Genomic DNA, 14,473 nt, shown 5'->3' with positions numbered 1-14,473 from the left:
CCTTTAATAATCAAAGTTTATCAATACGATTCGAAACAAAGATTTATTTTTTTTCAAAAATAGTGTTACAAAACAAAGACAAAACAGTCTTATTTGCAATCATCAATCAAAATCATTAATCAAAAAACAAATCATGAAAATTAAACTATTAATGTTTTTCCTATTGAGTTTTGTGGGAATTACAAAGGCAGAAAACCCGGGAGTCCTTTCGGGCAAAGTGACAAATAAAGCGACCAGACAGCCGGTTCAATACGCTTCGATAGTAATAAAAGATGCCGAAAAAGTAATTACCGGAATTGTAGCTGACGAAAACGGCTCATTTTTAATAAAAAACTTAGAACTGAAAAAATTTACTCTGGAAGTAGAATTCATCGGATATAAAAAATATTCCACTACATTCGAATTAAGTTCGGCAAGAAAAAATTCTTCAATCGAAATTCTTCTGGAAGAGGAAGCCACAGAACTTCAGTCAGTTGACATTGTTAAAGAACATTCGCTAATCGAACAGAAGACAGACCGAAAAGTAATCAACGTAGGCAAAGATTTATTGAGCGCAGGAGCAACAGCTTCGGAAATCCTGAACAACATTCCCTCTGTAAGCGTTGATCCACAGACCAATGCGGTGAGCCTTAGAGGAAATTCAAATGTAAGGGTATTTGTGGACGGAAAACCAACTACAGTTAGTGCTTCCCAGCTTTTACAGCAGATTCCATCAACTTCCATCAAACAGATTGAATTAATTACCAATCCATCAGCCAAGTACAATCCAGAAGGAATGAGCGGTATTATCAATATTGTTTTGAACAAAAATGCTAAAATTGGTTTTAACGGAAGCGCAAACACAGGAGTTACTATTGGAGAAACCCCAAAATCAAATTCTTCTGTTGACATGAATTACCGCAATGGAAAAGTGAATATGTATGGTAATTATGGCTTAACTAACGGAAAGCATCACAATCACGGACAAATAGAAACATTTGATGACAAAGGAATTCAAGAGAATATTCAAAAGTTTGATTTCACTGATGACAACACTTCGCATTTAGCCAAAGTGGGACTTGATTTTTATTTAAATGATTCCAATACTATTTCTGTCTATACTACACAAAATATCAATAATGAAAAAGGGCATTCAGAAGTCATTGTAGATTTTCCAAATCTTTCGGCTCCTAACGAGATTGACCTTTCAAAACGCATCAATCAATTATTTGACAGCAAAAACAGCAACTATACGCAAACCTATAATCTTGATTACAAGAAAAATTTCAAAAAAGAAGGGCATACGCTTGAATTTGAAGGGAATTACAGCAATAATGATAATGAAGAAAACAGTTCATTTACAAATCCTTCAGCATTAAACGATATAACTAATAAAGGCGAAAATATCTTACTGAATCTGGATTATGTAAATCCTTTGACCGAAACTGTCAAACTGGAAGCCGGGCTGGAAACCCGTATTGAAAACACTAAAAATAATTTTCTGAAAGACGGCGCCTATAATTCCAATTTTAATTACGACAGAAAAATTTATTCAGCCTATACCACCATTGCCAAACAATGGAAAAAATGGAATGCTCAGGTGGGTGCCCGTTTTGAAAAATACACCGCCGATGCATTATTCAAAAAAGTAAACGAAGCTGATGGAACTTTTGATGATGATTTATTCACTGTATATCCATCTGGTTTTGTAACCTATACACCAAACGACAATGACTCTTTCAATTTCAGTGTTTCCAAGCGTGTAGACAGACCTAGTATAGATCAGGTAAATCCAATCCGCCAATGGAGCACGCCTTTGATAGATTCCGAAGGAAACCCTAATCTGTCCCCACAATTTACGAATTCAGTAGAGCTGAATTATACCCGAAAAACCAAAATAGGTTCTATTACTTCAGGCGTTTTTTACCGTCAGATTAATGACGAAATTTCAAGAACGGTTTTTGAAAATCCAAACAATGCCGAAAGACAGATTTTGTCGTATGCCAATATAGGCGACAACAACGCTTACGGAGTGGAACTTTCTGGAAATCTGGATTTCACAAAATGGTACACTGCCAATATCAGCTTTGACATGTATAACAAAAAAACCAAAGGATACGTAGAAACTGATTATATAGAAGTAGATGTTACGACCTTCAATTCCCGTATCAGCAACACTTTTAAAGCTAATAAAAATTTACGTTTTCAATTAACGGGTATGTACCGAGGAGAAGATTTAAGCTTGCAATTCCTGAGAAAACCAATGTGGAGAGTTGATGCAGGTTCTAGCCTTACCGTACTGAAAGGCAGCGGAACGATAACTGCGAGAGTAAGCGATTTATTCGACAGCATGCATTTTGCATTTGATGCCACAAAACCAAAAGTACAAACAGGCGAATTTCACTGGGAAAGCCAAACGGCTTATTTAGGGTTCAATTACCGTTTTGGAGCAGGAAAAAACAAAGCGATTCAAAGAAAAGAAAGAGATAAAAACGAAACCCAGGGAAGTGGCGGTTTCTAAAAAATTAGTTTTAATATTAGAATTGGTTACAAAAGAAGAAACCCCAGAGAATGCCAACTCTGGGGTTTCTTATGTTTAGTCATTAGTCGTTCAAATAGTCAAATTTTTTAAACATATAAGTCATCAAAGCTAAAAAAAAAGCTAGTTCATCTACTTAACATAAAGAGAATATAAGCGGAAAAACCCTCGCTGTAAGATAAAATTACATTATGTGAACTAATGATTTTACTTGATCTTACTCTCAAATTAAACTTATATGGCTTATATGTTTAATAATGTTTTTAGATGCTGTTGTTTTAGAATTAAATAACCTATAACAAAAAAACTACCATTTTATAATCGCACTAGCCCAGGTAAACCCGCTTCCGAAAGCGGCCAGAACCACAGTATCTCCTGATTTTATTTTTCCTTTCTCCCAAGCTTCAGTCAAAGCAATTGGAATAGATGCAGCGGTTGTGTTTCCGTATTTCTGAATATTATTATATACCTGATCGTCTGAAAGCTTGAATTTATTCTGAATAAATTGAGAAATCCTCAAATTGGCCTGATGCGGAATAAGCATATCAATATCCGCAACCTGCAGATTATTTGCTTCTAAACCTTCATTGATCACTTCGGCAAAACGAACTACAGCGTTTTTAAACACGAATTGACCATTCATATAAGGGAAATAACTTTCGTCATTTGGGTCGTTATCTGCAATAATATCAGTAACCCAGCGCGCTCCCATTCCTGGAGCCTGAAGAGCTAATTCTTCGGCATGCTGTCCTTCGGCATGCAAGTGAGTAGATAGAATTCCTTTAGATAGATCCTCTTCTCTGCTCAAAACCGCAGCTCCTGCCCCATCTCCAAATATAACCGAAACCCCTCTTCCTCTTGTCGTCATATCCAATCCTGTAGAATGTACCTCTGAGCCAATAACCAGGATATTTTTGTACATTCCAGTTTTAATATACTGATCAGCGATTGAAATGGCGTATACAAAACCGGAACATTGATTTCTTACATCTAACGCACCAACGGTTCTCAAACCTAAATCACGCTGTACCAAAACACCCGGACCAGGAAAATAGTAATCGGGACTAAGTGTAGCAAATATGACAAAATCTATATCCTCATTGGCAACACCTGATCGCTCGATTGCAATTTTGGCAGCCTTAACTCCCATTGAAGTAGTGGTATCTTCGCCTCTAATGATATGTCTTCTTTCCTGGATTCCTGTTCTTTCCTGAATCCATTCATCATTGGTATCAATGATTTTAGACAAATCGTCATTGGTAACTACATTATCCGGGACATAATACCCCAATCCCGTTATTTTTGAATGGTACATAGTTTATCGTTTTTATTAAAATCAAGACATCTGATTCGAACATCTTCTAAAAAATCAGAATACAATATCGTATTTTTTTAGATATTATCAGTTTTATTCAGCGTTTATTTTTTGTTTACGCTGTCTTATTGTCTTTTTTTAAATGATTTTTAAGATCACCTCCTGATTGAATACCAAAGCAGTTTCATGCTCAAAGAAAATAACCCTTCTGTCGAAAACAGCTTTTATTAAAAAACGGCTTCCTTTAAAAAAAGATTCTTTTACCACCACTTTTATAGAACCGTTCGGATCCACTTTTAACTGATGCGGGTATAACAAAATTATTTCATCTTCTCCATCAATCGGCATTAGCTGGGATAACTTCAGCTCATTCACTTCACCAAAAAGTGAAGCTACATATTTATTCAAAGGATATTTATAAACATCGGCAGATGGACCTTTTTCCATAATTCTCCCCTGATACAAAACAATGGTTTCGTCAGAGAAAGACAGCGCATCAACACTATCGTGGGTTGCAATAAAGCAGGTGATTTCTTTTTTCTTTAAATAAGCAAAAAGATTTCTTCGAAGTGCATTTTTTCTAAAATTATCAATATGGCTGAAAGGTTCATCCAGTAGCAATACCTCTGGTTCCAATGCCAAAACTCTTGCCAGCGCCACACGCTGCTGCTGTCCGCCACTCAATAATTTAGCCTTTACATTGGCAAACTCTGTCATTTCGACCATTTCCAGCAGTTCCTGAATACGCAGTTTTTTTAATGGCAAAAAACCATTAGACAAAAACTTGCCTACGTTTTCTGCAACGGTTTCATAAGGCATCAAATCAAAATCCTGTGCCAAGTACTTCATAAAAGGCATCCCTGGGATCAAATTATATTTTGGCCCCCGGATCTCGGTATCATTATATAAAATACGCCCCTCATTTAAGTCGTACATTCCATAAATCAGTTTTAAAAGCGTACTCTTTCCACAGCCGCTTTCACCAAGAATTGAAATATTCTGTCCTTTGGCAACGGTGAAATCTACATTCTGAATAATGATTTTTTCGGTATAGCCGAATGAAATATTTTGAACTTGAAGCATTCTATATTATTAAAAATTTAGGATAACAAAGATAGTTTCTTTAGCAAAAAAAATAGACACATAATTAATTTATATCCAAAAAAAAACTGCTTTATGATAAAGCAGTTTTTATAGTAATGGGAAAATTAATCCCTATTGTTTCTTTTTAGCATCTTCGATCATTTTTGCATTTGCAGTAATTGCAAACTCTACACGGCGGTTTTGGCTTTGTCCCTCTTTAGTGTCATTTGATGCAATTGGGTCTGCAATTCCGTAACCTGATGTTTTAAAACGGCTGGCTGCTAAACCTTTTGATACCAGATAAGTTTTTACCGATTCGGCTCTTTTTTGCGAAAGTGTAAGATTATATTCCGGCTTGCCTGTATTATCTGTATAACCAAATATATCAATATTGGTATCGGCATACGAATTAAATACTGGCACTAATTTATCCAGATTAGCTTTTGCCTGAGCGGTCAAAGTAGATTTATTTACATCAAAACGAACTGCATTTTCGTTTAATGTTAAATGAATTCCTTCACCTACTCTTTCTACATCAGCCCCTGGCAGAGCCTGATCAATTTCACGGGCTTGTTTATCCATGCTGTTTCCTATCAAGGCTCCAGTCCCGCCACCCACAGCAGCTCCAATGGCAGCACCTGCAGCAGTTCCCAGTTTAGTATTGTTTCCAATAACGGCTCCAAGAACCCCACCGGCAATAACGCCAATTCCAGCGCCTTTTTGAGTGTTATTAGCATTTTTTGTAGCCTCACATCCTGTAAAAAGCATACTCAGCATCAATAAACCGCTTAATCCTATCGTTGTTATTTTTTTCATCTTTATTAATTTATCTATTGGTTAATTTTTTGAAATTGGTAAACTACATCTGTTGGATTGCTGCCAACATTTATTTTATCGACCAATTCAAATGAAGTTTCTGATTGATTTCTTACTGCCAAAACAAAACCTGTTTTAACGTTTTTAGATTTTAATCCCTCATCTAATATTTTCAAGACAAACTGTCCTTCTTTATTAATATACCAAGTAATTGCAGATGTAAAGGCAGTACAGTTAGGACTATTCAACGTCAAGTTTCCTTTGTTATTATTTGAAATAAAATGCCAAGTGCTTCCAATAAAACATTTCGAATCAGCAAGGTTAAAAGAGTTTACTTTGATATAGTCTGATCCTGGATAATTCACGCTTACAATCTGCCAATCTCCTTTGATACCAACTTGCGAAGTTTTATCTAATTTTGTTGCAGGAGCATTAGATACTGGTTCTGGTGTAGCAGGTGCTTTAGATCCCGACTTACAGGCAAAGACCATAGTGGCCATAATGCATACTAAAAGAATTTTTCTCATTTTTTTCTATTTTAAAATTAATTTTAATACAAAGATACGTATCAATTTCATTTACCATTATTTTTTTATTTATATAATTTGCTTACGGCAGATGAAAATAATGTGGTATTTCTATAAAACAATCAGCATGTTAATTTCAAAGGAATGCCGAACTTTATGCAATACAAGGTTCTCTAAAAACAGCTATTTACAAAGGTCATAATTCAAAGCCAGCAACAAGTGTTTACTGTTTTTACAAAATGCCATTAGAAATAAAAAAAGCACCGGCTATGCAGTGCTGTTGGTACTAAAAATGATATTTTAAACTATAGGCTGTGCAACGGCCTCGGGAGTTTCCCCAGTCACGGTATTATAAATAACATAATCATTATACTTGGCCACATCGCTGGTTTCCCAGATGCTAAGTCCCGTTGTGGTGTAGCTCATTAGGGTCTTGTAAATTACATTCCCCGCTTCTACACCAAGCGACCAAACGTCATGGGAGATTATCAGATACCAATGTGCTAAAAACACGATAGAAATGAATACAAAAGAAAAATCTATTTGGAATAAAATTTGTTGTAACTTTGTAAAACTATTTAATTTTAATTATGTTACTTACATTAGACATAAATCAAATGGCTGAGCCTATAGTAAAAGAGACTAAACACAATAGTTTCTTTCTTGGGATGCTTTTTTTTGTCAAAAAAAATGTTTTAAGAAAACTAAATCGCAAATTAGATACTTTTATTTTGACTCTTGAAGGTTCATTTCAACACATCGAAGAACTAGATATTGAAAAGGCAAGTATTTTATTAAATAATACTAAAAAAATTATTAATGATTTTTATTTAATTGATGAGAATCTTAAAGAGGATAATTATTTAGGAGATGAAAAATTAAGTGCTAAATTTCAATATCTATTGCGAACTTTATATAAATTTGAAAGTACTCTTCACAAAATAACATATAAAGACACTCCCGTCTTAAAAACACCCAATGAAATACTAAATGGTATTTCAAAAATTAATATACAAAACCTCTCTAAATTTACATCTTAATGGCATTTAATAGAGGAGACATTATTGAGATGTATCTTGATTTACCTTATCAAGAATCTTCTAAACCACATCCTTTTGCAATTATTTCAAATGAGGATGTTTTTCAAGAGGATGGAATGTATATCTGTGTTATGCTAACACATTCTCCAAGAATAGATAAATTTAGTTTTGAAATTACTGATGATATGTTAGTTAAAAAAGGTGATGGAAAATTTTCACAAGCTCGCTGTCATCTAGTAGTCAATGTTAAAGGAGAACACATCATCACCAATAGCAATAGAAACTCAATGAAAAAATCTTCTGTAGATAGACTTGTATCCAGAATTGAAATTACCGCTTTGAGTCAATAAATAATCTCACACAACAGCTACTAAGCAATATAGCGGGAAATGGCTAAATTGAACTATGATTTTGTACTTGGAGAGATTGGCTCAAACTCCAAAAAACAGTGACTTTTTAACCTGCTACATCGCCTAGCAGCAACACGTTAATGGTAAGACAAAACTAAAAAATGGCAAATGAGTGAAATACAATTTAATATTCAGCAAGAGTTTAGAGAAAAGCAAGAGAAATACGTTTATTATCTTATTGCAATTTCTGTATCAGCTATAGGATTTTCAATATATAAAACTGAAAAACACGAATTAAACGTCACACTAATTCCATTAGCTTTTGCCGTGATTTGCTGGAGTATAAGTATTTTTCTGGGCCTCAAATTTTTAAAATATGTACTTAGTATGTTATATGCAAACAGCAGTTATTTTGACATTATCAAAGGAAAGATCCAGATCTTGGAAATCATCCTGAATTAATTAAAGCTGGAGTTGAAGGTTTTAAAGAAGCAATGCACATAAATAGTAAACGGATGAAAAGATATTTTAATTGGCAAGGCTATCTATTTTATTCTGGAATAATGTTTTTTTTTGATTTGGCATATTTTAGAAATGTATATAAGAACTTTATGTCAAATGTCCTGCCATTAACAGCTTAACGGATTTGGGCATTTGGCTTAATTTAAAAATGGTCTTGTATTAGAGATGTTTTAGCAAATCCGAAAACAGCATCCCCACCAGAACCAAAACAATTTTAACTACAGACTATACAACTCACTTACGACAATTTGTCACACTCCTGTTAATTGGTATCTTATTTGAAAGTTAGTTTTACCGATTGTAAAACCATTAAATAACTTAAAAATATGACAACAGGTAAAATTAATGTTTCGGTTGAAAACATCTTTCCCTTAATCAAGAAATTCTTATACAGTGATCACGAAATTTTCCTGCGCGAATTAATTTCTAACGGAACGGATGCAACTTTAAAATTAAAACATCTAACCAGTATTGGAGAAGCGAATGTTGAATATGGTAATCCAATTATTGAAGTTAAAATTGACAAAGAAGGCAAAAAAATCCACATCATCGATCAAGGATTAGGGATGACTGCCGATGAAGTAGAAAAATACATCAATCAGGTTGCTTTCTCTGGTGCCGAGGAATTCTTGGACAAGTACAAGGATTCTGCCAAAGATTCAGGTATTATTGGTCACTTCGGACTTGGTTTCTATTCTGCTTTTATGGTTGCAGAAAAAGTAGAAATCATTACCAAATCATACAAAGACGAACCTGCTGCTCACTGGACTTGCGATGGAAGCCCAGAGTTCACACTAGAACCAGCTGACAAAACGACCAGAGGAACTGAAATCATTTTGCATATTGCCGAAGATTCATTAGAATTCCTGGAAGAATTTAAAATCTCTGGCTTATTGAACAAATACAATAAGTTCATGCCTATTCCAATTAAATTTGGAACTAAAAAAGAAACGCTTCCAAAACCTGAGGATGCTCCAGAAGATTACACTCCTGAAACTATCGAAGTAGATAATATAGTAAACAACCCAAATCCAGCCTGGACAAAACAGCCAACAGATTTATCGGATGAAGACTATAAAAATTTCTACCGCGAAATGTATCCAATGCAGTTCGAAGAACCATTGTTCCATATCCATTTGAATGTAGATTACCCATTCAATTTAACTGGAATTTTATACTTCCCTAAATTAAGCGGTGATCTTCAGATTCAGAAAGATAAAATTCAGCTATACCAAAATCAGGTATTTGTAACAGATAATGTTGAAGGAATTGTTCCAGAATTCCTGATGATGCTTCGCGGTGTTGTTGATTCGCCGGATATTCCTTTGAATGTTTCGCGTTCAGGACTTCAGGCTGATGGTGCAGTTAAGAAAATTTCTAACTACATCACCCGTAAAGTGGCTGATAAATTAAAATCTTTATTCAACGAAAACAGAGCTGATTTCGAATCAAAATGGAATGATATTAAAATTGTTCTGGAATACGGAATGCTTTCAGAAGATAAATTCTACGAAAAAGCAGGAGCTTTTGTATTGTACCCAACTGTTGATGATACTTATTTTACTCTTGAAGAATTAAAAGAAAAAATTAAAGAAAAACAAACAGATAAAGACGGAAAACTAGTTGTTTTATACGCTGGAAATAAGGATGCACAGCATTCGTATATCGAAATTGCAAAAGACAAAGGATATGAAGTTTTATTATTGGACTCTCCTATCATTTCGCATTTAATCCAAAAAATTGAAGGTGATAACAGCGGTATGCAGTTTGTCCGTGTCGACTCTGACCATATTGATAATTTAATCAAAAAAGAAGAAGCGGCAATTTCTAAATTATCTGATGAAGAAAAAGCTAACTTAAAAACGGTTCTTGAAACTATCGTCCCAAAACAGACTTATACCGTACAGCTTGAAGCTTTAGACAGCGAAGCAGCTCCATTTATCATTACGCAGCCAGAATTTATGCGCAGAATGAAAGAAATGAGCCAAACCGGCGGAGGCGGTATGTTTGGAATGGCCAACATGCCCGAAATGTACAACTTAGTTGTAAATACCAACTCAGATTTAGCTGCCAGCATCTTAAACAATTCAGATAAATCAGCTCAGGAAAACTTGGTAAAACAAGCGTTGGATTTAGCAAAATTATCTCAGAACTTATTAAAAGGAGAAGCATTGACAGCTTTTGTAAAAAGAAGTTTTGAACTGATAAAATAATGATGCACATATAAACTTAGAATTAACAAAATGACCCTGCAGAAATAATATTTTGCAGGGTTTTTTATTTGAAATTAAAGCCATATGGTTGAAAAATAAATAAGTACATTAATTTCATATTGCTTTTTTGATTAAATTTAAGAAATATTAAAGTGAGCGATTTGAGTTTTTAGTAAAATCCATCTTTAACATTTTGCCTCTTATTATTACCCTGAAGTTCTGATTTTCGCTATTCTGTCTATAAAAAAGATATGTGAATTTATTTTTATTGCCGATTTGAGACAGTTCTAATTTAAACCTAACAGATATGTCAACTAACAAAAATCAAAATGAAACAGAATTAAAAAAAGAAAAAAAAACCGTAAAAGAAGCCGAAACTTCAATCCTGATTACATTATACATGGGACTTTTTTCAGGAATGGTTCCTGTAGTTGGTTTTCCAATCACAATTCCAGAAATGGGTGGAAAAATTCTATTTATTGGAATTATTCTTGCAATCGCCGCTTTTATAAGTTTTTTTTTCCTGGGAACACTCTTTGGCATGCCTAAGCGAAATAATGAAAAAGAGAGTGATTATTCATTAAACAATAGTCTGGTCGAAATCTCAGATTGGCTAACGAAAATAATCGTAGGCCTCGGACTGGTCAACCTGAAAGAAATTCCTGGGTTTTTAATTTCATTGGGCGAATATGTAAGAGCATCTTCCAGATACGACGGACAATTATTAAACATATACAGCATCGGAATAGTAATCTATTTTGGCTTTTTAGGATTATATATTGGATACAATTATATGCGGCTCGTTTTATCAAATAAATATAAATATGCCGATGATAATTTGATTCGCAAAGAGCTGGAAATGGCAAATGAAAAAATTCATGAAATAAAAGAAGAAATCCAGCAGAAAGATAAAAAGATTATCCAGACCCAAAGCCTGGTTCAAGAAAAAGAACAACTGACAAAATCTTTGATGACAAAGGTAAATGAACCATCAATGTCCAGCACTGATTTTGAAACTGCTGTCCAAAAAATAATTACCTCTGACGAAGCTAAAGGGAAAGAAAATATAAAATCGGATATCAACAAAATGATAGACGAAGCCAAATTAAAACTGCACAAAGGCCTGATTCTAAATCCCGAAGACCCTCAAAAAGGCCAATGGAAATCAAATGCAATAAACAATGAACGCGAATTAAAAGCAACTGTAACTGAGGAAATCAAAGGATTGTATAAAATTAACTTAAAAGTGGTTTCAACAAATTCAAAAAACAATCCTTTACAGGATGGAGAATACGTGTTATTTGCTTTACATAATACATTTGGTAATCCGCCTTTTAAACTCGTGCAGGTAAATAAGCAATCCGCAGAACTTAACTTTTATAGCTACGGCTCTTTTACCGTGGGAGCATTTGCAGAAAATGGCGCAACCGAACTAGAACTTGATTTAGCCGAATTGCCCGATGTTTCAACCTACTTTAAAACGCATTAATCAAATATTCAAGTTGTATACTTTATATTTATATCACAAATAGTATTACTTTAATTTGTCAGATTAAATTTAATATATGCTTTTAAAAAGCTATTCTTTAAAATTTTAACAGTCTTAAGTATAAATAATTTATATAAAATAATAAATTTGGCTACCCTAATATTAAAAACTTAATCAAAAATTTAAATTTATGAAAAACCGCTCGTTATTTTTATCTGCAGTCGCAATTACACTTTTTTCAACTTTTTCCTGCACTAAAGAAGATTCTTTGGCAGCAACAGATAATAGCCCCATTATTGCCTCAGCATCTATTGACTTAGTTAACGAATTAGATATTAAGACTGGAACTCAAATATCATTCGAAAAATTAACTGCAAAAAAAACGGGCAAAACAGCTGCAACATCATGTGCCTCTATAACAATGGATCCAAATACAACTAGTTTCCCTAAAATATTTTATGTAGACTTTGGAGCTGGCTGTTCTGAAAATGGTATTACTCAAAAAGGGAAATTAAAAATTACTTTTTCTAACTTTATCACTGAAACTGGAAGCACTATGGTAATAGAAAGAGACAACTATTATGTTAATGGCAACAAAGTAGAAGGAAAAATCGAATATAAAAACACTACTGTAAGCGCAAATACACCTCAATGGACAAGAACAGTAACAAATGGAATATTTACAGATACTAAAGGTGAAATATATTTAAACTCTGGCACTCATACTATAAAACAAACAGAAGGAGTTTCTAGTTTAACCTTAGGAGACAATACATATGAAATGATAGAAGGAACCCATACTGTCACAAAAAAGAATGGAGCCCAAATTACATTAACTGTTTTAGAAACACTAGTTAAAAAATATTCATGTAATTATGTTTCAAAAGGCAAACTAAAAGTAGAAAGTACCCTTTTGACCGGTACGATTGATTATGGTAATGGTGACTGTGATAATAACGCCACATATACGCAAAACGGAATAGTATTTCCTTTTAACATGTAAAAAATATTTATAAAAGAGTGAAGAGACTGCTAAAAAACAGTCTCTTTTTTTATGGCCAATACAAAAACAAATATGAATTATTTCCCAAATTAAATAAAAGCTGCTTTTTCTCAATAAGAATTAAATTCAAAATAAAATAACATTTAAAATTTAAATATTAAATTTGTTAAAATGATTCTCACCTTTCAAAAGAATAACATTAAAAAAACTCACTATGTACAAGTTAGACATAAATGATTATTATACACCATTTTTTTTAAAATCTTCACTGTTTAAAATTATTCTGGTTGCATTTGCTTTCAATGTACTGGCTTTTTTAAGTTTCAGAATAACGGTTTCACCTGATAACCTTTCTCCTATTTTTCCTGACGTTGGATTTGCATTAGCTGCAGTATTAATAATAGGCCGAAAAGCTATAGCAGGCGTTTGGGCAGGATCATTTGTAGCAAATATGTTTTCCTTTTGGGACGTATGCAAAATGCTGGACAAATCCTTGCTGGAAACCATATTATCATCAGCATCTGTAGCTACAGGAGTGGCAATCGGAGTCACAATCAGCGCTTATTTAATTAATTTAATAAACAAAGGCGAATACCCTTTAAAAAAAGGTTCTTCGGTAATATCATTTTTAGCAATCAGCACATTATATTGTGCCATTTGTTCCCTATTATGTGTTGCTGCCATTTCATTTTGGGGATTAAGTACACCCAATCATTTCATATCAAATTGGATAACTCTTTGGAAAGGAGAATTAATAGGTACTATACTAATTGCTCCCTTTTTAATATCTTGGTTCTACCGTCATCATATAAAAATTATTGCAACTTCTCTTATTGAAGCCATTTTGCTTGGATTGGCAACCATTTTGGTTTGTATTTTAATTGCTTTTGACCATCCAGACGATCAATACCTGTTCATCTTAATACTATTGTGGGCTACATTTCGTTTTAGGATCCGAGGTGTATCAATTTTAGCTTCCATGTTTGCACTTTTATCATCGATATATGGATATCTCGGTTATGGATCATTTGTTGTTGTTAATTCTGACGATTCATTAATTAATATAAATCCGTTTTTTGGTTTCGCAACTGTGATTGCCTTAATATTATCTGGCTATTATTCCGATTACCTCCACCAAAAACTAGAAACATCCAAACTATAAAAGCTAAGCTTTCTTATAAAGGATTTCAACTTAAAAACAAAAGCTTATAGAAACCAATTCAGCGGAGTGAGGAAAGTAGATTTCATACTCTTCAGATATTATGCAATCTTTTTGCTTAATCCTCAGGTCTTGCACTTGATCCACCAATGCTTCTGCGGAATCTTTCAATGCAAAAATAAAGGCTTTTAGAAGCCAGTTCAGGGGAGTGAGGAAAATAGATTTTTTTCTCTTCAGATTATCAAATCTTTTTGCCTAATCCCCAACTTTTGTTCTTGATCCCCCTTTTGTTCTTGATCTCAGGTTTTGCACCGATCCGGTCTAAACAAAAAAGCTTCATTTAGCATAGCCAAATGAAGCTTTTTTTGTACTCAGAGCGGGACTTGAACCCGCACGAACATTGCTGTTCACTGGATTTTAAGTCCAGCGTGTCTACCA

General features: G+C 33.8%; 13 protein-coding genes and 1 pseudogene. 9 read left to right on the top strand and 5 right to left on the bottom strand.

Going from position 1 to position 14,473, the window contains the following annotated elements:
* Positions 1-133: 133 nt before the first annotated feature.
* On the top strand, positions 134-2,500 hold the full coding sequence (locus ABEG11_RS15660; RefSeq protein WP_348825118.1) for a TonB-dependent receptor: 2,367 nt from the start codon (positions 134-136) through the stop codon (positions 2,498-2,500).
* Between the two features lie 325 nt (positions 2,501-2,825).
* Here the strand turns inward: ABEG11_RS15660 and ABEG11_RS15655 are convergent, their stop codons facing one another.
* From ABEG11_RS15655 to ABEG11_RS15635, 5 genes are all read right to left on the bottom strand, one after another.
* Positions 2,826-3,833, bottom strand: coding sequence for a 3-oxoacyl-ACP synthase III family protein (locus ABEG11_RS15655; protein WP_348825117.1), 1,008 nt, complete (start codon positions 3,831-3,833; stop codon positions 2,826-2,828).
* Positions 3,834-3,971: 138 nt separating this feature from the next.
* Positions 3,972-4,916 carry an ABC transporter ATP-binding protein gene (locus tag ABEG11_RS15650; RefSeq protein ID WP_348825116.1) on the bottom strand — a complete coding sequence of 315 codons (945 nt, stop codon included), beginning with the start codon at positions 4,914-4,916 and terminating at the stop codon, positions 3,972-3,974.
* A 132-nt stretch (positions 4,917-5,048) separates the two neighbouring features.
* Positions 5,049-5,732, bottom strand: a complete 684-nt coding sequence (locus ABEG11_RS15645) for a YiaD family glycine zipper/OmpA-like lipoprotein (protein WP_348825115.1) — start codon at positions 5,730-5,732, stop codon at positions 5,049-5,051.
* Positions 5,733-5,746: 14 nt separating this feature from the next.
* Positions 5,747-6,259, bottom strand: coding sequence for a lipocalin family protein (locus ABEG11_RS15640; protein WP_348825114.1), 513 nt, complete (start codon positions 6,257-6,259; stop codon positions 5,747-5,749).
* Positions 6,260-6,559: 300 nt separating this feature from the next.
* Positions 6,560-6,685, bottom strand: coding sequence for a hypothetical protein (locus ABEG11_RS15635; protein ID WP_348825113.1), 126 nt, complete (start codon positions 6,683-6,685; stop codon positions 6,560-6,562).
* Between the two features lie 191 nt (positions 6,686-6,876).
* On the opposite strand from ABEG11_RS15635, the gene ABEG11_RS15630 reads away from it, so the two are divergent.
* From ABEG11_RS15630 to ABEG11_RS15595, 8 genes and pseudogenes are all read left to right on the top strand, one after another.
* Positions 6,877-7,299, top strand: a complete 423-nt coding sequence (locus ABEG11_RS15630; RefSeq protein ID WP_348825112.1) for a hypothetical protein — start codon at positions 6,877-6,879, stop codon at positions 7,297-7,299.
* Positions 7,299-7,649, top strand: coding sequence for a type II toxin-antitoxin system PemK/MazF family toxin (locus ABEG11_RS15625; RefSeq protein ID WP_348825111.1), 351 nt, complete (start codon positions 7,299-7,301; stop codon positions 7,647-7,649). Before ABEG11_RS15630 ends, ABEG11_RS15625 begins: the two co-directional genes overlap by 1 nt.
* A gap of 168 nt (positions 7,650-7,817) precedes the next feature.
* Complete coding sequence (locus ABEG11_RS15620; protein WP_348825110.1) at positions 7,818-8,111, top strand: hypothetical protein; 294 nt, start codon at positions 7,818-7,820, stop codon at positions 8,109-8,111.
* Between the two features lie 386 nt (positions 8,112-8,497).
* On the top strand, positions 8,498-10,384 hold the full coding sequence (gene htpG / locus ABEG11_RS15615; protein WP_348825109.1) for a molecular chaperone HtpG: 1,887 nt from the start codon (positions 8,498-8,500) through the stop codon (positions 10,382-10,384).
* Between the two features lie 307 nt (positions 10,385-10,691).
* Entirely contained in the window at positions 10,692-11,873 is a 1,182-nt protein-coding gene (locus ABEG11_RS15610) for a pYEATS domain-containing protein (protein ID WP_348825108.1), read from the top strand.
* Between the two features lie 190 nt (positions 11,874-12,063).
* Complete coding sequence (locus ABEG11_RS15605) at positions 12,064-12,876, top strand: hypothetical protein (protein ID WP_348825107.1); 813 nt, start codon at positions 12,064-12,066, stop codon at positions 12,874-12,876.
* A 214-nt stretch (positions 12,877-13,090) separates the two neighbouring features.
* A complete protein-coding gene (locus ABEG11_RS15600; protein WP_348825106.1) occupies positions 13,091-14,038 on the top strand; it encodes an MASE1 domain-containing protein in 948 nt (315 codons plus the stop codon).
* A gap of 139 nt (positions 14,039-14,177) precedes the next feature.
* Positions 14,178-14,294, top strand: a pseudogene (locus tag ABEG11_RS15595) (transposase); the annotation flags it as partial.
* Between the last annotated feature and the right edge of the window lie 179 nt (positions 14,295-14,473).

The sequence above is a fragment of the Flavobacterium aestuarii genome (assembly GCF_040049115.1).
Classification (GTDB): domain Bacteria; phylum Bacteroidota; class Bacteroidia; order Flavobacteriales; family Flavobacteriaceae; genus Flavobacterium; species Flavobacterium aestuarii.
This window is presented reverse-complemented; position numbering and strand designations above follow the sequence as displayed.